Source organism: Streptomyces sp. E-08 (genome assembly GCF_049913095.1).
Taxonomy (GTDB): domain Bacteria; phylum Actinomycetota; class Actinomycetes; order Streptomycetales; family Streptomycetaceae; genus Streptomyces.
The window spans coordinates 1,965,810-1,983,975 of record NZ_CP183971.1 but is presented as its reverse complement, the minus strand read 5'-3'; the positions used below and the strand labels follow the sequence as shown (position 1 = coordinate 1,983,975).

15 protein-coding genes are annotated in these 18,166 nt (G+C 73.0%); 12 read left to right on the top strand and 3 right to left on the bottom strand.

Annotated features, from left to right (window positions below):
* Positions 1-13 precede the first annotated feature (13 nt).
* Entirely contained in the window at positions 14-991 is a 978-nt protein-coding gene (locus ACN9MM_RS09080) for an ABC transporter substrate-binding protein (protein ID WP_426363143.1), read from the bottom strand.
* The gene (locus ACN9MM_RS09075; protein WP_382861425.1) at positions 988-1,467 is read right to left on the bottom strand and encodes a GNAT family N-acetyltransferase; all 480 of its coding nucleotides are present in this window, start codon (positions 1,465-1,467) and stop codon (positions 988-990) included. The genes ACN9MM_RS09080 and ACN9MM_RS09075 overlap by 4 nt, the downstream gene beginning before the upstream one ends.
* Before the next feature lie 410 nt (positions 1,468-1,877).
* Between ACN9MM_RS09075 and ACN9MM_RS09070 the strand changes: the two genes are divergently transcribed.
* From ACN9MM_RS09070 to ACN9MM_RS09025, 10 genes are all read left to right on the top strand, one after another.
* A complete protein-coding gene (locus ACN9MM_RS09070) occupies positions 1,878-2,726 on the top strand; it encodes an amino acid ABC transporter permease (RefSeq protein ID WP_426363142.1) in 849 nt (282 codons plus the stop codon).
* Positions 2,723-4,528 (top strand): FAD/NAD(P)-binding protein, encoded by a 1,806-nt coding sequence (locus tag ACN9MM_RS09065; protein WP_426363141.1) that lies wholly within the window; start codon positions 2,723-2,725, stop codon positions 4,526-4,528. Before ACN9MM_RS09070 ends, ACN9MM_RS09065 begins: the two co-directional genes overlap by 4 nt.
* 46 nt (positions 4,529-4,574) lie before the next feature.
* Positions 4,575-5,519 (top strand): amino acid ABC transporter permease, encoded by a 945-nt coding sequence (locus tag ACN9MM_RS09060; RefSeq protein ID WP_426363140.1) that lies wholly within the window; start codon positions 4,575-4,577, stop codon positions 5,517-5,519.
* A complete protein-coding gene (locus ACN9MM_RS09055) occupies positions 5,516-6,325 on the top strand; it encodes an amino acid ABC transporter ATP-binding protein (protein WP_426363139.1) in 810 nt (269 codons plus the stop codon). The genes ACN9MM_RS09060 and ACN9MM_RS09055 overlap by 4 nt, the downstream gene beginning before the upstream one ends.
* A gap of 31 nt (positions 6,326-6,356) precedes the next feature.
* A complete protein-coding gene (locus ACN9MM_RS09050) occupies positions 6,357-7,331 on the top strand; it encodes an ABC transporter substrate-binding protein (RefSeq protein WP_426363138.1) in 975 nt (324 codons plus the stop codon).
* Between the two features lie 31 nt (positions 7,332-7,362).
* Positions 7,363-8,388: an LLM class flavin-dependent oxidoreductase gene (locus ACN9MM_RS09045; protein WP_426363137.1), complete on the top strand. Its 1,026-nt coding sequence runs from the start codon at positions 7,363-7,365 to the stop codon at positions 8,386-8,388.
* Positions 8,385-9,692 carry an NtaA/DmoA family FMN-dependent monooxygenase gene (locus ACN9MM_RS09040; RefSeq protein WP_426363136.1) on the top strand — a complete coding sequence of 436 codons (1,308 nt, stop codon included), beginning with the start codon at positions 8,385-8,387 and terminating at the stop codon, positions 9,690-9,692. Before ACN9MM_RS09045 ends, ACN9MM_RS09040 begins: the two co-directional genes overlap by 4 nt.
* A 5-nt stretch (positions 9,693-9,697) precedes the next feature.
* Positions 9,698-10,486, top strand: a complete 789-nt coding sequence (locus ACN9MM_RS09035) for a DUF1684 domain-containing protein (protein WP_426363135.1) — start codon at positions 9,698-9,700, stop codon at positions 10,484-10,486.
* 226 nt (positions 10,487-10,712) lie between these two features.
* Complete coding sequence (locus ACN9MM_RS09030; RefSeq protein WP_426368702.1) at positions 10,713-11,540, top strand: S1 family peptidase; 828 nt, start codon at positions 10,713-10,715, stop codon at positions 11,538-11,540.
* 43 nt (positions 11,541-11,583) lie between these two features.
* Positions 11,584-12,465 carry a S1 family peptidase gene (locus tag ACN9MM_RS09025; RefSeq protein ID WP_426363134.1) on the top strand — a complete coding sequence of 294 codons (882 nt, stop codon included), beginning with the start codon at positions 11,584-11,586 and terminating at the stop codon, positions 12,463-12,465.
* Between the two features lie 79 nt (positions 12,466-12,544).
* On the opposite strand, the gene ACN9MM_RS09020 is transcribed toward ACN9MM_RS09025, so the two are convergent.
* A complete protein-coding gene (locus ACN9MM_RS09020; protein ID WP_426363133.1) occupies positions 12,545-13,585 on the bottom strand; it encodes a DUF3533 domain-containing protein in 1,041 nt (346 codons plus the stop codon).
* A 153-nt stretch (positions 13,586-13,738) separates the two neighbouring features.
* On the opposite strand from ACN9MM_RS09020, the gene ACN9MM_RS09015 reads away from it, so the two are divergent.
* Positions 13,739-17,194 carry a DNA polymerase III subunit alpha gene (locus tag ACN9MM_RS09015; RefSeq protein ID WP_426363132.1) on the top strand — a complete coding sequence of 1,152 codons (3,456 nt, stop codon included), beginning with the start codon at positions 13,739-13,741 and terminating at the stop codon, positions 17,192-17,194.
* Positions 17,191-18,150, top strand: a complete 960-nt coding sequence (locus ACN9MM_RS09010) for a DNA polymerase Y family protein (RefSeq protein WP_426368701.1) — start codon at positions 17,191-17,193, stop codon at positions 18,148-18,150. The genes ACN9MM_RS09015 and ACN9MM_RS09010 overlap by 4 nt, the downstream gene beginning before the upstream one ends.
* Positions 18,151-18,166 lie beyond the last annotated feature (16 nt).

Genomic DNA, 18,166 nt, shown 5'->3' with positions numbered 1-18,166 from the left:
GGACCCTGCGCCGCTACTTCGTCGGCGCCGGGATCTCCGGCGGGGAGATCCGCGACGTCTCGATGCCCGAGGCCGTCACCCCCCACTTCTTCAGGATCCGGTCGTACGTCCCGTCCGCCTTCAGACCGTTCACCGCCGCCTGGAACGCCGGCGCGAGCGGGGTGCCCTTCTTGAAGGCGAAGCCGACGTCGAGACGCCGGTACTCGTTGAGGAACTTCAGGTTCTTCTGCTGCGTCACCGCGTACCGCACGCCGTTGATCGTGTTCATCACGACGTCGCTGCGGCCCTGCTGGAGCGACATCCAGATCGCCCCGGTCTCGCTGTAGACGTTCACCTCGTACGCCGGCTTCCCGGCCTCCCCGCACCGGCCCTTGTTCTTCTCCAGGGTCCGTTCGAAGGTGGTGCCGGCGTTCACGGCCACCTTCAGACCGCACAGCTGGGTGAGGTCCGTGACCGCCTTCAGACTGCTGTCGGCGCGCGCGGCGAAGCCCTGCCCGTCGTTGATGTACGTCACGAAGTCGATGGTCTTGCGCCGCTCCTCGGTCACCCCGAAGTTCCCGGTGCCGACGTCGTACTTGCCGCTGCCGAGCGCCGGCAGGATCGCCTCGAAGCCGACCACCTCGCGCTTCAGCTCCAGACCGAGCGCCTTCGTCACGGCGGCCGAGAAGTCGGCGTCCACCCCGACGACGGTCCTGCCGTCGGGCAGGTAGGCGGCGCTGGGCGGATTGCTCACCGAGGCGGCGAACGTCAGGCTGCCGCGCTGCCGCACGTCGGCGGGGAGCAGCTTCGCCGCCGCCTCGTTCTTCTTCACCGCCGCCACGACGTCCTCGGTCGGGAGCGCGCCCTTCGCGGCGCCCGGCGCCCCCGAGGCCCCGGCCGGGGCGGTCGCGGGCTCGCCGCCCGAGCAGGCGGTGAGGCCGAGCGCGGCCGCGGTGATCAGGGCGAAGGCGAGGGTGGTGCGTGCGGTGCCGGAACTCGTGCGCGTACTCATGGCTTCGGGTTCTCCAGGAATTTCTCGAACGGCAGCGGGCCGATCGACTCGGGATCGGCGGACACGTCGAAGAGCGGGCGGTAGCCGCTCGCCAGGTAGAGGCCCTTGGCCTCCGGCTGGCGCGGCCCCGTCGTCAGATAGATGCGGGAGTAGCCGCGGGCGGCGGCCTCCCGTTCGAGCACGGTGAGGACACGGCGGGCGAGACCGCGCCTGCGGTGCGCCGAGTGCGTCCAGATCCGCTTCAGCTCGGCGGTGTCCTCGTCGTAGCGGCGGTAGGCGCCGCCCGCCACGGGCCGGCCCTGCTCCAGGAGGAGCAGGAAGGCGCCGTGCGGAGGGGCGAACTCCGCCGCCGGGTAGCGGTGCAGATCGTGCGCGGATCCGTACCGGGTCGTGTATTCGTACGCCAGCTCGTCGAGGAGCGGACGGGCCAGGGGATCGGTGGTCGTGGTCCGGTGCACGGACAACGCGAAGGTCATGAAGGTCCTTCAGGGCGAAGGAGGAAAAGGAAGTACGGGAAAGAGCGAGGGGAGGGGAGAGCTCAGGCGCTCACGAGGGGCCCGGGTGTGAAGGCGCCGCGGACTACAGCACGCGGACGGGGAGAAGCAGAGGGTCGGCTCAACAGGAAGAGGACCACACACGACCGAAGTCGATGTGGGAGCGCGTGACCAGCTGCTGCGGATGCATGGCCCCAGTGGAACAGGCATCCGGGTCCGCGTCAACCGGGATGAGACGTACGGCTCAGAGTGCGGACACCCTTGACAGTGGGGCGTGTTGACCGCATAGCCTCGAAGGGCGGTTCGGGCTGAGGGGCCCGGATCCGCGGCTCCACGCGTGTGAAGGCGCACCCCGTGTTCGATCCGCCCTCTGGCATCCACGGAGCCCTCGCATGTCCGCGACCCTCGTCAAAACCCCTTCCACGGCCCCGCCGGCCGAACCTTCTCCGCGCATCGTGCCCACCCGCCGGGCCGGCCAGTGGGCCGCCGCCGTCGTCGTCCTCGTCCTGCTCGCGCTCGCGCTCGTCTCGGTCGTCCGCAACAAGGCCTTCCAGTGGGACGTCGTCGCCGAGTACTTCACCTCCGCGTCCGTCCTGCGCGGCCTCGGCCTCACCCTGTGGCTGACCGCCCTCGTGATGGCCCTCGGCTTCGTCCTCGGCACCCTGCTCGCCGTCCTCAGACTCTCCGCCAACCCCGTGCTCCGCGCCGTGAGTTGGGGCTACGTCTGGTTCTTCAGATCCACCCCGATCCTGGTCCAGCTGCTCTTCTGGTTCAACATCGGCGTGCTCTACCCGCAGATCCTCGGCGTGAACACGGTCAACCTCCTCGGCCCCGTCGCCGTCGCCGTCATCGGCCTCACCCTGCACGAGGCCGCCTACGCCGCCGAGGTCGTCCGCGGCGGCATCCTCTCCGTCGACCGGGGCCAGATCGAGGCGGCCCAGTCCCTCGGCCTCGGCCGGTGGCGCCGGCTCTCCCGGATCGTGCTGCCGCAGGCCATGCGCGCGATCGTCCCGCCCGCCGGGAACATGCTGATCGGCACCCTCAAGGGCACCTCGATCGTCTCCGTCATCGCCGTGCAGGACCTGCTCTACTCGACCCAGCTCGTCTACCACCGCACGTACGAGATCATCCCGCTGCTGCTGGTCGCCACGCTCTGGTACGTCGCCGTCACCTCGGTCCTCGGCATCGGCCAGCACTACGTCGAGCGGCACTACGCCCGTGGAACGGCCGGTGCGCGATGAGCCCGCGCCCGTCGATCGTCGTCGTGGGCGCCGGGCCGCGGGGGACCGGCTTCCTCGAACGGCTCGCCGCCAACCTGCCCGAGCTGTACGGCGACGAGCCCCTCGACGTCCACCTCGTCGACCCGCACCCGCCCGGCCCCGGCCGGATCTGGCGCACCGCGCAGTCCCCGCTGCTCTGGATGAACTCCCAGGCCGAGGACGTCACGATGTTCACCGACGAGACCGTCGACCTCGAAGGGCCCGTCCGCCCCGGACCCACCCTCGCCGAATGGGCCGGCATCGACGGCCGCACCTTCCCCACCCGCCCCCAGCAGGGCGCCTATCTGCGCTGGGTGTACGAGCGGGCCCGCGCCGCGCTGCCCGCCTCCGTCACCGTCCACGAGCACCGCACCACCGCCCTGCGGGTCAGCGGCCCTCGCGAGGGCCGCCAGCGGGTCTGGCTGGAGGGCACCGCCGTCCCCCTCCTCGCCGATCTCGTCGTCCTCACCGTCGGCCACCTCGACGCCCGGCCCGACCGGGAGCAGCGGGACCTCGCCGGATTCGCCGCCCGCCACGGGCTCGTCCACCTCCCGCCCGACTTCACCGCCGACACCGACCTCGCCGCCCTGCCCGCCGGTGAGCCCGTCCTCGTCCGCGGCTTCGGTCTCGCCTTCGTCGACCTGATGGTGCTGCTCACCGAGGGCCGCGGCGGCCGGTACGAGGGAGAGGGCGACGAGCTCGTCTACGTCCCCTCCGGCAAGGAGCCGGTGCTGCACGTCGGATCGCGCCGGGGCGTCCCGTACCACTCGAAGATCGGCTACGTCCTCGACGGCGAACGCCCCCCGCTGCCCCGCTTCTTCGGCACCGAGCAGACCGACGCCCTTCTCGGGCGCGCCGGGCCGATCGACTTCCGGCACGACGTGTGGCCGCTCATCGACAAGGAGCTCGGCTGGGCCCACTACCACCGGCTCTTCTCCACCCACCCCGAGCGGACCGCGCTCGCCTGGAGCGACTTCGAGCGGTCCTACGCGCAGGCGCCGCCGCGCTCGGCCGACCTCGCCGCGCTCGTCGCCGCCGCCGTCCCCGACCCCGCCGACCGGCTCGACCTGGACGCCCTCGACCATCCCCTGGACGGCATCCGCCACGACTCCGCCGAAGCCCTCCAGCAGGGCCTGCGCGACTACATCACCCAGGACCTGACCCGCCGCCACGACCCCGCCCACAGCCCCGACGCCGCCGTCTTCGCCGGGCTGCTCTCCGTCTACGGCCAGCTCCTGCGGCTCGGCAAGCGGCTGGACCCCGGCGGCTGGTGGCACGGCTTCTTCAGCTACCTCGCCTCCGGCCCGCCCGGCCCCCGGCTGCGCCAGCTCCTCGCGCTCTCCCGCGCCGGCGTCGTCCGGTTCCTCGGACCGCAGGTCACCGTCGAGACCGACGAGGAGCGCGGCCTCTTCCGCGCCTCGTCCGCCGCCGTGCCGGGGGAGTGGACCGAGGCCCGCGCCCTCGTCGAGGCCCGGATCCCCGACCCCACCCTGGAGCTCACCGGCAGCCCGCTGCTGCGCGCCCTGTACGAGGAGGGGACCAGGGCCACCAGCGGCGGCCTGCTCGTCGTCGACCCCGTCGACGGCCGGATCCTGGAGCACGACGGGCGCCCGCACCCGCGCCGTTTCGCCCTCGGTCCGCACACCACCGCACGTACCGGGAGCGCCTTCACCCGGCCCCGTACCGGCGGGGTCGCCTTCGGGCAGAACGACGTCTCCGCGCGGGCCGCCCTGGCCTTCCTGCGCGACCGGGAGTGTCGACTCCCCGCCCCGCTGAGCGCCTGATCCGCGCTCCTTCCCCGCTTTCGTGCCCCGTTCCCGAGGAACCGCCATGTCACTCACCAGCGATCCGCCCGCCGCCGGACCCGCCACTCAACCCGCCGCCGAGCCCGCCCCCGCATCCGCCCCCGCGTCCCTCACGAAGGACGCCCCCGGCCCCACCGCCCCCGCGCCCGCGCTCGTGGTGGTCCCCGTGCGCCACCCCTGGCGCTGGGTGGCCGTCGCCGCCACCGCCGTGCTGCTCGTCCAGTTCGTCCACGGGCTCGTCACCAACCCCGGCTGGGAGTGGGACGTCTTCGCCGCCTTCTTCACCACCGAGACGATCCTGCACGCCGTCTGGGTCACCCTCCAGCTCACCTTCTACGGCACCGCGCTCGGCTTCGCGATCGGCATCGTGCTCGCCTTCATGCGCCTGTCCGCCAGCCCGTTCCTGCGCTCGGTCGCCTTCGGCTACATCTGGGCCTTCCGCTCCATCCCGCTCATCGTCCAGCTGCTCTTCTGGTTCAACCTGGCCTACCTCTACAAGGAACTGAGCATCGGCATCCCCTTCGGGCCGAGCTTCGTCTCCTTCGACACGATGGGCCTCGTCGGCGAGATGAGCGCCGCCGTCCTCGGGCTCGCCCTGCACCAGGCCGCCTACGCGGCGGAGATCGTCCGGGGCGGTGTACTCGCCGTGGACGAGGGCCAGTTGGAGGCCGCGGCCTCCCTCGGCATCCCGAAGCTCCGCCAGGTGCGGCGGATCGTGCTGCCGCAGGCGATGCGCTCGATCCTGCCCAACGCCGCCAACGAGATCATCTCGCTCTTCAAGGGCACCTCGATCGTCTCCGTCATGGCCATCGGCGAACTCTTCTACCAGGTCCAGGTCGTCTACGGCCGCAACGGACGCGTCGTCCCGCTCCTCATGGTCGCGACCGCCTGGTACGTCCTGCTCACCACCGCGCTCTCCGTCGTCCAGCACTACGTCGAACGCCACTACGCGAAGGGGAGCGCCCGATGAGCTCCGTGACCAAGACCGCCGAGCCCGCCGACGGGACGGCCGCCACCACGGCCAAGGTCGAGATCCGCGCCGTCCACAAGCGCTTCGGCGCCCTCCACGTCCTGCGCGGCATCGACCTCGACGTCCGGGCCGGCGAGGTCACCGTCGTCCTCGGCCCCTCGGGCTCCGGGAAGTCCACCCTGCTGCGGACCATCAACCACCTGGAGAAGGTCGACAGCGGCACGGTCGGCGTGGACGGCGTCCTCGTCGGCTACCGCCGCTCCGGGAACAAGCTCTACGAGCTGCGCGAGCGCGAGATCCTCAAGCAGCGCACCCGCATCGGCTTCGTCTTCCAGAACTTCCACCTCTTCCCGCACCTCACCGTCCTGGACAACATCGTCGAGGCGCCCGTCTCGGCCCTGAAGCGCCCCCGCAAGGAGGCCGAGGCCGCGGCCCGGAAGCTGCTCGAACGCGTCGGACTCGCCGACAAGGCGGAGGCGTACCCCAAGCAGCTCTCCGGCGGACAGCAGCAGCGGGTCGCCATCGCCCGGGCGCTCGCCCTGGAGCCGGGCCTGCTCCTCTTCGACGAGCCGACCTCCGCGCTCGACCCCGAACTCGTCGGCGAGGTCCTCGACGTCATCAAGGACCTGGCCGCCTCCGGCACCACCATGATCGTCGTCACCCACGAGATCGGCTTCGCCCGGGAGGTCGCCGACACGGTGGTCTTCATGGACGAGGGCCGCATCGTCGAACAGGGCTCGCCGGCCGAGGTGCTCGACAGCCCCCGCCACGAGCGGACCCGCGCCTTCCTCTCCAAGGTCCTCTGACCACCCACTCATTCACAGGAGCTGTACTGCCATGAAGACCCGTCGCACCGTCCTCACCGCCCTCGCCTCGCTCACCGCCCTCGGGCTCCTCACCGCCTGCGGCTCGGGCGACGCCGCCGTCGGCGAGATCAAGCCCGAGGGTCAGAAGGACACCGGCATCAACGTCGGCCCGAACCAGAACCGCGTCCACACCGCCAAGGTCGACGCGATCGCCGGCAAGCTGCCGGAGGCCGTCCGCAAGAGAGGCACCCTGATCCTCGGCGTCTCCGCCAAGAGCAACCCGCCGCTCGCCTTCCGCGCCACCGACGACAAGACGCTGATCGGCGTCGAGGTCGACCTCGCCACCCTGATCGCCGACACACTCGGCCTGAAGCCCGAGTTCAACGCGGTCTCCTGGGAGAACCTCTTCGTCGGCCTGGACAGCGGCAAGTACGACGGCGTCTTCTCCAACGTCACCGTCACCGAGGAGCGCAAGGACAAGTACGACTTCGCGACCTACCGGCTCGACGACCTCGCCTTCGAGGCGAAGAAGGGCTCCGGCTGGACGGTGAAGGGCCCCGAGGACGTGTCGGGCAAGCGGATCGCCGTCGGCAGCGGCACCAACCAGGAGAAGATCCTCGTGGACTGGTCCCGGCAGAACGAGAAGGCCGGCCGCAAGGGCGTCGACATCAAGTACTACGACAACACGACCGACTACTACCTCGCCCTCCAGTCCGGACGGATCGACGGCTACCTCGGCCCCAACCCCACCGTCGCCTACCACGTGGCCTCCGCCGGACAGACCGAGGCCGTCGGCAAGTTCTCCGGAGCGGGCGCCGGACTCCAAGGCAAGATCGCGGCCACCACGAAGAAGGACAGCGGTCTGGTCGCCGCCTACGCGGCCGCGATCGACCACATCGTCGAGAACGGCACCTACGCGCAGGTCCTCAAGCGGTGGGGCCTGACCAACGAGGCCGTGCAGAAGTCGGAGATCAACCCGCCCGGCCTGCCCCGCACCAAGAACTGATCCGCGCCCCGCCTGCTCCGAGAGAGACCGCATGACCACCAGCACCCGACCGCTCCACCTCGCCGCCGAGCTCGCCCCGGGCTCCGGCCGGGCCGATCCGGGCCCGGGCACCGCCGCCCGTGCGGTCGCGCTCGCCCGGCTCGCCGAAGCCGCCGCGCTCGACTTCCTCACCCACGACGACTCCTTCGCCGGGCCCGGCCTGGACGCGCTCGCCGTCCTCGCCAGGGTCGCTCCCGAGACCCGCTCCGTCGGCCTGGTGCCGACCGTGACCACCACCCACACCGAGCCGTTCCACGTCCAGGCCGCCGTCGCCACCCTCGACTGGGTGAGCCGGGGCCGGGCGGGCTGGCGGATCGGGGTCTCCCCGACCGGGGCCGAGGCCCGGCTCGTCGGCCGCCGCCCGGCGCCGCCCACCGCCGAGCTCTGGCAGGAGGCGGGCGAGGTCGCCGAGGTCTCCCGGAAGCTGTGGGACAGCTGGGAGGACGACGCCGAGATACGGGACGTGGCGACCGGCCGGTTCGTCGACCGCCGCAAGCTGCACCACGTGAACTTCCAGGGCGCGACCTTCTCGGTCAAGGGCCCCTCGACCGTGCCCCGGCCCCCGCAGGGCAACCCGGTGACCGTCGTCGACGCCACCCGCCCGGCCGCCCGGGACACCGCGGCCCACCACGCCGACGTGGCCCTCATCCGGGCCGCCTCCGCCGAGGAGGCCGCCGCCCTCCGCGCCGAACTGCGCCGGGGGGCCCGTGCCCACGGCAGGGACCCCGGGCAGCTGCGCGTGCTGCTCTCGCTGACCGTCGACCTCGACGCGTACGAGGGCGGGCCCGGGGCGCTCGCCGAGCTGATCGCCGGCTGGCACGGAGGCGGCGCCGTCGACGGCTTCCACCTCGTGCCGGCGGTGCCGGAGCGGGACCTGGAGCGCTTCACCGCCGGGACCGTGCCGGTGCTGCGGGACCGGGGCCTGTTCCGTACGGCCTACGAGGGCGCCACCCTCCGCGACCACCTGGGGCTCGCCCGCCCGGTCAGCCAGTACGCCACGACGGGAGCAGGCGCATGAGCACCGCCACGGGCCGGAAGCGGATCCACCTCGCCGCGCACTTCCCCGGCGTCAACTCCACGACCGTCTGGGCCGATCCGCGCTCCGGCTCGCAGATCGACTTCTCCTCCTTCGAGCACCTGGCCAGGACGGCGGAGCGCGGGCTCTTCGACTTCTTCTTCCTGGCCGAGGGGCTGCGGCTGCGCGAGCACGCGGGGCGCATCCACGACCTGGACGTCGTCGGCAGGCCCGAGTCGATCACCGTCCTCAACGCCCTCGCGGCCGTCACCGAGCGGCTCGGCCTGGCCGCCACGGTCAACGCCACCTTCAACGAGCCCTACGAACTGGCCCGGCGGCTCGCCTCGCTCGACCACCTCAGCGAGGGCCGGGCCGCCTGGAACGTGGTCACCTCGTCCGACGCCTTCACCGGGGAGAACTTCCGGCGCGGCGGCTACCTGGACCGGGCCGACCGGTACACGCGGGCCGCCGAGTTCCTCGGCACCGTCCGGGAGCTGTGGGACTCCCGGACCCCGGACGGCGGGACGACGCCCTTCGCGCACAGCGGGCCGCAGTTCCGGATCGCGGGCGAGTTCCCCCTACCGCGCTCCCCGCAGGGGCAGCCGGTCGTCATCCAGGCCGGGGACTCCGCCGAGGGGCGGGAGTTCGCGGCCTCGGCCGCCGACGTGATCTTCACCCGGCACTCCACCCTGGAGGCCGGCCGGGCGTTCTACGCCGACGTCAAGGGCAGGCTCGCGCGGTACGGGAGGGACCCCGGCGACCTGAAGATCATGCCGGGGGTGACGTACGTCCTCGGCGACACCGACGCCGACGCGCAGGAGCGGGCGGCCGGGATCCGGCGGCAGCAGGTCTCCCCGCAGAACGCGATCCTCGCGCTCGAACAGGTCTGGGGCCGTGACCTGTCCGGATACGACCCCGACGGCCCGCTGCCGGACGTCGACCCGGACCCGGACTCCACACTGGTCCAGGGCCGGGTGCGGGTCGCCGACCCGGTCGCGGTGGCGCGGAGGTGGCGGGCGCTGTCCGAGGAGAAGGGGCTCTCGATCCGTCAGACGGTCGTCGAGTCGACGAGCCGGCAGTCCTTCGTGGGCAGCCCGGCGACGGTGGCGGCGGCCCTGGAGGAGTTCGTGGCCGCGGACGCGGCCGACGGCTTCATCCTCGTCCCGCACCTCACCCCCGGCGGCCTCGACGACTTCGTCGACCGGGTCGTCCCGCTGCTCCAGGAGCGGGGGGTCTTCCGTACGGAGTACGCGGGCACCACGCTGCGGTCGCACCTCGGGCTTCCCGAGCCCGTATGGAAGGGTTGAACACCATGAGCACGGATCCACAGCAGGACTGGCAGCACTGGCACGAGCAGCGCGAGGCCGCGGTCGCCTCGTCGTACGGCCCGCTCTCACTCACGGGCACCCACTGGCTCGCGGACCTGCCCGAGGGCCGCGTCCCGGGCGTTCCCGGCGAGTGGCGGGAGGACGGCGACGAGGTGGTCCTGACGGCGGTCGCCGAGGACGGGGTCACCGTCGACGGCAAGCCCTTCGCCGGCACGGTCCGGCTCACCGCCGACCACGGCCCGATCCACGAGTCCCGGGTCGAGTCGGCGGGCCGGCGGCTCGTGGTGCTGCGGCGCGAAGGGCTGTGGGCCGTACGGGACTTCGACCCCGGCTCGGAGGCGCGGCGCGCCTTCCGGGGCATCGAGGCCACCCCGTACGACGCGCGCTGGGTGGTGCCCGGGGTGTTCCGTCCGTACCCGCAGACGCGCAGCGTACGGGTGGAGAACGCCGACGGGCGGGAGCGCGGCCTGGGCCTGTCCGGGGAGCTGGTCTTCGAGCTGCACGGCGGCGAGCACGTCCTCCAGGTGGCCGTCGAGGACGACGGTTCCCTGTGGGCGGTCTTCGCGGACGCCACCAGCGGCAGGGACAGCTACCGCTTCCGTTTCCTGCGGCCCGAGGCCCCGGCGGAGGACGGCTCGGTGACGGTCGACCTCAACCGGGCCCTGCTGCCGCCGTGCGCCTTCGCGGACCATTTCATCTGCCCCTTCCCGCCGCCCGGGAACACGCTGGACACGGCGGTGCCGGCCGGTGAGCGGCGGCTGAGCACGGCCTGACCGGGGCTTTCCCCGTCAGACGTACGGATGAGCGGCGCCCCCGGCCAGGACGGCCGGGGGCGCCGGCGCGTACGGCGGTCTTGTGCGTCCGCTCCGGGAGGGCCACTATCACAAGCGGTGCATGTCAGGGACACGTCACCTGATGGCGCCTCACGGGCCCCCTATCCCGGGCCCCTCCGCTTCCCAGAAGGATGTGAGGAGCACAGTGAGGATCAAGCGCACCCGAATGCTCGCCGTCGCCGCCGGACTCGCGGCCGCCACCACCCTCGGTGTCCCCGGCGCGCAGGCCGCCCCCGGCCCCGCCGGAGCCGCCCGGCTCGCCCGCGCCGAAGCCGCCGTCGACGCCGCCGGGGTCGGCGGCACCGCCTGGTACGTCGACAGAGCCTCCGGCCGGATCGTCGTCACGGCCGACTCCACCGTCACCGAGGCGGGACTCGCGAAGATCCGGGGAGCGGCCGGAGCCGACGCCGGCGCCCTCCTCGTCCAGCGCACCCCCGGGGTCTTCAAGCCCCTGCTCGGCGCCGGGGACGCCATCTACGGCGGCGGCTACCGCTGTTCGCTCGGCTTCAACGTCCGCAGCGGCTCCACGTACTACTTCCTGACCGCCGGCCACTGCGGCAACGCCGTCAGCACCTGGTACACCAGCTCGGCGCAGTCGACCCTGATCGGCGCCACCGTCGGCTCCAGCTTCCCGGGCAACGACTACGCCCTCGTCCGCTACGACAACACCTCACTCGCCCACACCGGCGGCTTCACCGCCGCCGACGCCTACGTCGGCGAGTCCGTCAAGCGCTCGGGCTCCACCACCGGCACCCGCAGCGGCACCGTCACCGGCCTCGACGCCACCGTCCACTACTCCGGCGGCGGCACGGTGAAGGGCCTCATCCAGACCAACGTCTGTGCCGAGCCCGGAGATTCGGGCGGCGCGATGTACGACGGCACCAAGGCGCTCGGCCTCACCTCCGGCGGCAGCGGCAACTGCTCCACCGGCGGCACCACCTTCTTCCAGCCGGTGCCGGAAGCCCTCGCCAAGTACAAGGTCAGCCTCTTCTGATCCCGCACGGACACCCACTGATCCCCCCGCAGGAGGACAAGAAGTGACCACCCCCACGAAGAAGTTCCGGCTGCTCGCCCTCACGGCCGGTCTCGTCGCCGCCGCCGCGACGCTCGGCGTCCCCACCGCCAGCGCCGACTCCACGCAGACGTTCAGCGCCACCCAGCTCTCCGCCGCGGGCGACGCCGTCCTCGCCGCCGACGTCGCCGGCACCGCCTGGCGCGTCGACACCGCCACCGGACAGGTCGTCGTCACCGCGGACTCCACCGTCTCCCAGGCCGAGATCGCGAAGATCAAGCACCGGGCGGGGGGCAACGCCGGTGCGCTGCGCATCGAGCGCACCCCCGGCACGTTCAACAAGCTGATCTCCGGCGGCGACGCCATCTACGCGAGCAGCTGGCGCTGCTCGCTCGGCTTCAACGTCAAGGACGGCGCGGGGAACTACTACTTCCTCACCGCCGGCCACTGCACGGACGGCGCGGGCACCTGGTGGTCCAACTCCTCGCACAGCACCGTGCTCGGTACCACCGCCGGGTCGAGCTTCCCGACCAACGACTACGGCATCGTCCGCTACACCAACACCTCGGTGACCAAGTCCGGCACGGTCGGCAGCGTCGACATCACCAGTGCCGCCAACGCCACCGTCGGCATGTCCGTCACCCGCCGCGGCTCCACCACCGGCATCCACAGCGGCACGGTGACCGGCCTGAACGCCACCGTGAACTACGGCGGCGGCGACATCGTCTACGGCATGATCCAGACCAACGTCTGCGCCGAGCCCGGAGACTCCGGCGGCCCGCTCTACTCGGGCAGCCGGGCGATCGGCCTCACCTCGGGCGGCAGCGGCAACTGCTCCTCGGGCGGGACGACCTTCTTCCAGCCCGTGACGGAGGCGCTGAGCGCCTACGGGGTCAGCGTCTTCTGATCCCCGGCCCGCGCACCTGCCGGGGCCGCCCCGGCACGGAGAAGGCCCCCGCCGCCGGCGGGGGCCTTCTCCCCTTCCTCTACGCCTGGGGCTCGCCCACCTCCGAGGCGATCGGCTCCGCTTCCGGCTTCCGCTTCAGCGAGGACATCACCAGGGTGACGGTGGCGCCGACGACCGCCCAGGCCGAGAGGACCACCATCGAGACGGTCATGTCGTTGCCCTTGAAGTACGCGATCGAGCGCGCCGCCCAGGTGCCCGCGCCCGGTGGCAGGTACGGGCCGATCGCCCGCCAGAACGGTGGCAGCATCGGGAGCGGGAAGGCGCCGCCCGCGCTGGGGTTGCCGGCGATCACGATGAGCAGGATCGCCAGGCCGATGCCGACGATCCCGAAGACGGACTGGAGGGCGAGGGTCACGGCGCCGACGGAGAAGATCACCAGGGTGCCCAGGCCCCACAGGGCCGCGACGCTGCCGGGCAGGGCGCCGAGGATCGGTCCGACGATGACCGCGCCGCCGAGACCGCCGAGGACCGCGTAGAGCGCCAGGACCCCGAGGCGGATGATCGCGCGCTCCCGGTTCGCGGGGCGGGAGCCCGCGCTGATCGCCAGGATCGCGGCGCAGATGTAGCCGCCGACGCACCAGCCGATGACCAGGTAGAAGGCGGACAGTCCGTTGAAGTCCTGGGAGGAGGACGGGGCCACGTCGACGGTCCGCACGAGCCGCTGGTTGGCCGCCTCCACCTTCGTGATCATCGCCTCCAGGGTCGCGGAGAGCACTTTGCCGCCGCCGGAGGCGACGAGCAGGGTGTCGGTGCGGCCCCGGGGGTCGACGATCAGGGCCCCGTCGATCTCCCGGTCCATGATCTGGTCGCGCGCCTCGGCCTCGTCCGCGACCACGCGCGGGTCGAGGGGGTCGCCGGGCAGCTCCTCCAGCCGGTCCGACAGGGCGGTGGCGATCTGCTGCTGAGGGGCGACCGCACCGAAGGGGACGTCCGTGGGCTTGGGATCGTGCAGGGCTCCGACGTACGAGGTGATGAACAGGAGCTGGAGGGCGAAGACGCCGGCGACCAGCAGGAAGGCTCGGGGGGTGACGGCGCTTTTCAGTTCGTCGACGAAGCTCATGCCCCCCAGGCTCCGGGGCGGGGCGTGTTTCCGCAGGTGGGATGGGTCTGAACGAGTTATCGCACGGATGTTCGAAAGTGGGTTAAGGTGGGGAGCGAGGGGGTGGGAACGTATGTACGAATTCGATGCGGAAGTGCGGGAGGTGCGCCGGCCATGCCAGGTTTCACGCATCTGCACACCGCCTCGGGCTACTCCCTGCGCTACGGCGCCTCCCACCCCGAGCGCCTCGCCGCCCGCGCCGCCGAGCGGGGCATGGACGCCCTCGCCCTGACCGACCGGGACACCCTCTCCGGCACCGTCCGCTTCGCCAAGGCCTGCGAGAAGGAGGGGGTCCGCCCGCTGTTCGGCGTGGACCTCGCGTACGAGGCCCCCGACGCCCCCGGACCCGAGGCCCGCGACCCCGCCGACCGGGGATCCGCCCGCCGGGTGCCCGTCCGGGGCGGGGCCTTCGTCGACGAGTCCGCGCCCCGGGCCCTCTTCCTCGCCCGCTCCCGCACCGGCTGGGCCGCCCTCTGCGCGATGGTCACCGCCGCCCATGCCCAGGGAGCGGAGCGCCCCCTGCTGCCCGGGGCCGCCCTGGCCGGCGACGGCGTGTACGTCCTGCTCGGCCCCGCCTCCGACGTCGGCCGCGCCCTCGCCGCCGGCCGCCCCGACCGGGCCGCCCGGCTGCTCGCCCCCTGGCGCGAGCGGTACGGCGACGCGCTGTGCCTGGAGGCCGTCCACCACGGGCGCACCGGCACCGGCCCCGGCTCCCTGCGGCTCGCCGCCCGCACCCTCGGCTTCGCCGCCGAGCAGGGCGTCCGGCCCGTCCTCGGCAACGCCGTCCGCTACGCCGACCCCGGCCAGGGCCCCGTCGCCGACGTCCTCGACTCCGCCCGCCGCCTCGTCCCCGTCGACCCCCGCAAGGAGCTCGACAGCGGAGAGGCCTGGCTCAAGGGCGCCGAAGGGCCCGACGGCATGTTCGCCGCCGCCGAGCGGACCGTCGAGGCGGCCGGCTTCCGCAGGGACGCCGCCCACCGGCTGCTCGACCGGACGGCGGAGGTCGCCGCCGGGTGCCTGGTCGATCCCGAGGACGACCTCGGCATCGGCTCCGCGCACTTCCCGGAGCCGTACCTCGTCGGCGCGGAGCACCGCACCGCCCAGCGCGTCCTCGCGTCCCGGGCCGCCGCCGGCATGGTCCTGAAGGGGTACGAGAAGCGGCGCGCCTACTGGGACCGGATGCACCGCGAGCTGGACGTCATCGCCCACCACGGTTTCGCCACCTACTTCCTGACGGTCGCCCAGGTCGTCGACGACGTCCGGTCCATGGGGATCCGGGTCGCCGCCCGGGGCTCCGGCGCCGGCTCCCTCGTGAACCACCTCCTCGGCATCGCCCACGCCGACCCGGTCGAGCACGGCCTGCTGATGGAACGATTCCTCTCCACACGCCGCACCGCCCTGCCCGACATCGACATCGACGTGGAGTCCGCCCGCCGCCTGGAGGTCTACCGGGCGATCATCGACCGCTTCGGCACCGAACGGGTCGCCACCGTCTCCATGCCCGAGACCTACCGGGTCCGCCACGCGGTACGGGACGTGGGCGCCGCCCTCTCCCTGGACCCGGCCGAGACCGACCGGATCGCCAAGGCCTTCCCGCACATCCGCGCCAGGGACGCCCTCGCCGCCCTCGACGAACTTCCCGAACTGCGCGAACTCGCGGGCGAACGCGAGAAGTTCGGCCGCCTCTGGGAGCTGGTCGAGGCGCTCGACGCGCTGCCGCGCGGAATCGCCATGCACCCCTGCGGGGTGCTCCTCTCGGACGCCTCGCTGCTCACCCGTACCCCCGTGGTCCCCACCAGCGGCGAGGGGTTCCCCATGTCCCAGTTCGACAAGGAGGACGTGGAGGACCTCGGGCTGCTCAAGCTCGACGTCCTCGGCGTGCGCATGCAGTCCGCCATGGCCCACGCCGTCACCGAGGTCGAGCGCGCCACCGGCACCCGGCCCGACATCGACGCGGTCCCGGAGGGCGACCCCGAGACGTACCGGCTGATCCGCTCCACCGAGACCCTCGGCTGCTTCCAGATCGAGTCCCCCGGCCAGCGCGACCTGGTCGGCCGGCTCCAGCCCGCGACCTTCCACGACCTCGTCGTCGACATCTCGCTCTTCCGGCCGGGCCCGGTCGCCGCCGACATGGTCCGCCCCTTCATCGAGGCCCGGCACGGCCGCGCCCCCGTCCGCTACCCGCACCCCGACCTGGAGGGGACCCTGAAGGAGACGTACGGCGTGGTCGTCTTCCACGAGCAGATCATCGAGATCGTACGGATCATGACCGGCTGCGACCGGGCCGAGGCCGACCAGGTCAGGCGTGGGCTCTCCGACCCCGGGTCGCAGGGCCGGATCAGGCTCTGGTTCGCCGCGCGGGCCTCGGCCCGGGGGTACGCCGACGAGGTCGTCGCCCGTACCTGGGAGATCGTCGAGGCCTTCGGCTCGTACGGCTTCTGCAAGGCGCACGCGGTGGCCTTCGCCGTGCCGACGTACCAGTCGGCCTGGCTCAAGGCGCACCACCCGGCCGCCTTCTACGCGGGCCTGCTCACCCACGACCCCGGCATGTACCCCAAGCGGCTGCTGCTCGCGGACGCCCGGCGGCGCGGGGTGCCGGTGCTGCCGCTCGACGTGAACCGCTCGGCGGTCGCCCACCGTATCGAACTGGTGTCCGACAAGCCCCCGGTGTGGGGCCTCCGGCTCGGCCTCGCCGACGTCCACGGCATCGGCGAGACCGAGAGCGCCCGCATCGAGGACGGACAGCCCTACGCCTCCCTCCTCGACTTCTGGGAGCGGGCCCGCCCGCGCACCCCCGTCGCCGAACGGCTCGCCCAGGTCGGCGCCCTCGACGCCTTCGGCGCCAACCGCCGCGACCTGCTGCTCCACCTCACCGAACTCCGCCGCGTCCACCGGGGAGCCGCCTCCCACGGAGGCCAGCTGCCGCTCGCCCAGGGCGGGAAGACCGCCCCCGTCGGCCTGCCCGACCTCGACGACACCGAACGCCTCAGCGCCGAGCTCGGCATCCTCGGCATGGACGCCTCCCGCCACCTCATGAGCGACCACCACGCCTTCCTCCGCGAACTCGGCGTCGTCTCCGCCCAGCGGCTGCGCTCCGCCGCCCACGGACAGACCGTCCTCGTCGCGGGAGCCAAGGCCGCCACCCAGACCCCGCCCATCCGCTCCGGGAAACGCGTCATCTTCAGCACCCTTGACGACGGCACCGGCCTGGTCGACCTCGCCTTCTTCGACGACGCCCACGAACGCTGCGCCCACACCGTCTTCCACTCCTGGCTGCTCCTCGTCCGGGGCGTGGTGCAGCGGCGCGGCCCCCGCAGCCTCAGCGTCGTCGGCTCCGCCGCCTGGAACCTCGCCGAACTCGTCGAACTGCGGGCCTCCGGCGGCCTGGACGCGGTGGGGGAGCGGCTCGCCGAGACGGCGCCCGCCGGAGAGCACGCCGACAACGGCCGGCGGATCACGATGTCCACCGGATACGAGATGAACCCCTGGGCCGACCTCCGGCCGGCCGGGGAAGGCGCCGCGACACCGTCGCGGAAGCTGTGGCACAGCAGCCCCGGGAGCGCCGGATGATCCTCTGCGTACGGTTCCGCCTGGAACCGGCGGACGAAGCCGCACTGCCCCGACTGGTCGACCTGCTCGGCGAGTTCACCCCCGTCGTCGAGGCGGCCCCGCCCCGCGAGGCACTCGCCGACGTGCGCGGCGCGCTGCGCTACTTCGGCCGCGGCCCCGCCGAACTCGCCTCGGTCGTCCGGGTCCGCGCGCTCGCCCTGTACGGCGTCGACTGCGTCATCGGCGCCGGGCCCAACCCGATGCTGGCCCGCCTCGCGGCCCGCGAGGCCCGGCCCGGCGCCACCCTGGTCGTCGAGGACCCGGCGGCCTTCCTGCGCGACCGGCCGGTCGTCGACCTCGACGGCGTCGGTCGCGCCACCGCCCGTACCCTCTGCGGCTACGGACTCGACTCCGCAGGCCGCGTCGCCGACGCGCCGCTCGCCGTGCTCCAGCGGCTCGTCGGCGCGAAGGCCGGCCGCGAGCTGTGGGAAAGGGCGCGGGGCATCGACCGCACCCCCGTCGTCCCGAACGCGGCCTCCCGGTCGATCGCCGCCGAGCGCGCCTTCCCGCACGACGAGACCGACCGGACCGAGCAGCGCAGGGCCCTCCTCTCGCTCGCCGGAGAACTGGGCGCCCGGCTGCGGACCGAGGCCCAGGTCTGCCGGGGGCTCGCGGTCACCGTGCGGTACGCCGACCGCAGCACCACCACCCGGAGCCGCGCCCTGCCCGAACCGACCGCCCACTCGGCGGCGCTCACCGCCCTCGCGTACGCCGTCCACGACTCCTTCGGGCTCCAGCGGGCCCGGGTGCGCGGCATCGCGCTGCGCGCCGAGGGCCTGCGCGACGCCGAGGGGGCCGCGCACCAGCTGTCCCTGGACCCGGTGGACGAGAAGACCCGGCGGATCGAGGCGGTGGCCGACCGGGCACGGGCGAAGTTCGGCCCGCGGGCCATCCTGCCGGGCTCACTGGCGGCCTGATCACGCCCCCGTGACG

Excerpts from the sequence above, each read along its gene's own strand:
- ACN9MM_RS09035 (WP_426363135.1), top strand. The coding sequence starts at position 9,698 with ATGAGCACGGATCCACAGCAGGACTGGCAGCACTGGCACGAGCAGCGC.
- ACN9MM_RS09040 (WP_426363136.1), top strand. The coding sequence starts at position 8,385 with ATGAGCACCGCCACGGGCCGGAAGCGGATCCACCTCGCCGCGCACTTC.
- ACN9MM_RS09010 (WP_426368701.1), top strand. The coding sequence starts at position 17,191 with ATGATCCTCTGCGTACGGTTCCGCCTGGAACCGGCGGACGAAGCCGCA.
- ACN9MM_RS09070 (WP_426363142.1), top strand. The coding sequence starts at position 1,878 with ATGTCCGCGACCCTCGTCAAAACCCCTTCCACGGCCCCGCCGGCCGAA.
- ACN9MM_RS09055 (WP_426363139.1), top strand. The coding sequence starts at position 5,516 with ATGAGCTCCGTGACCAAGACCGCCGAGCCCGCCGACGGGACGGCCGCC.
- ACN9MM_RS09080 (WP_426363143.1), bottom strand. The coding sequence starts at position 991 with ATGAGTACGCGCACGAGTTCCGGCACCGCACGCACCACCCTCGCCTTC.
- ACN9MM_RS09030 (WP_426368702.1), top strand. The coding sequence starts at position 10,713 with ATGCTCGCCGTCGCCGCCGGACTCGCGGCCGCCACCACCCTCGGTGTC.
- ACN9MM_RS09065 (WP_426363141.1), top strand. The coding sequence starts at position 2,723 with ATGAGCCCGCGCCCGTCGATCGTCGTCGTGGGCGCCGGGCCGCGGGGG.
- ACN9MM_RS09075 (WP_382861425.1), bottom strand. The coding sequence starts at position 1,467 with ATGACCTTCGCGTTGTCCGTGCACCGGACCACGACCACCGATCCCCTG.
- ACN9MM_RS09045 (WP_426363137.1), top strand. The coding sequence starts at position 7,363 with ATGACCACCAGCACCCGACCGCTCCACCTCGCCGCCGAGCTCGCCCCG.
- ACN9MM_RS09020 (WP_426363133.1), bottom strand. The coding sequence starts at position 13,585 with ATGAGCTTCGTCGACGAACTGAAAAGCGCCGTCACCCCCCGAGCCTTC.
- ACN9MM_RS09060 (WP_426363140.1), top strand. The coding sequence starts at position 4,575 with ATGTCACTCACCAGCGATCCGCCCGCCGCCGGACCCGCCACTCAACCC.
- ACN9MM_RS09015 (WP_426363132.1), top strand. The coding sequence starts at position 13,739 with ATGCCAGGTTTCACGCATCTGCACACCGCCTCGGGCTACTCCCTGCGC.
- ACN9MM_RS09050 (WP_426363138.1), top strand. The coding sequence starts at position 6,357 with ATGAAGACCCGTCGCACCGTCCTCACCGCCCTCGCCTCGCTCACCGCC.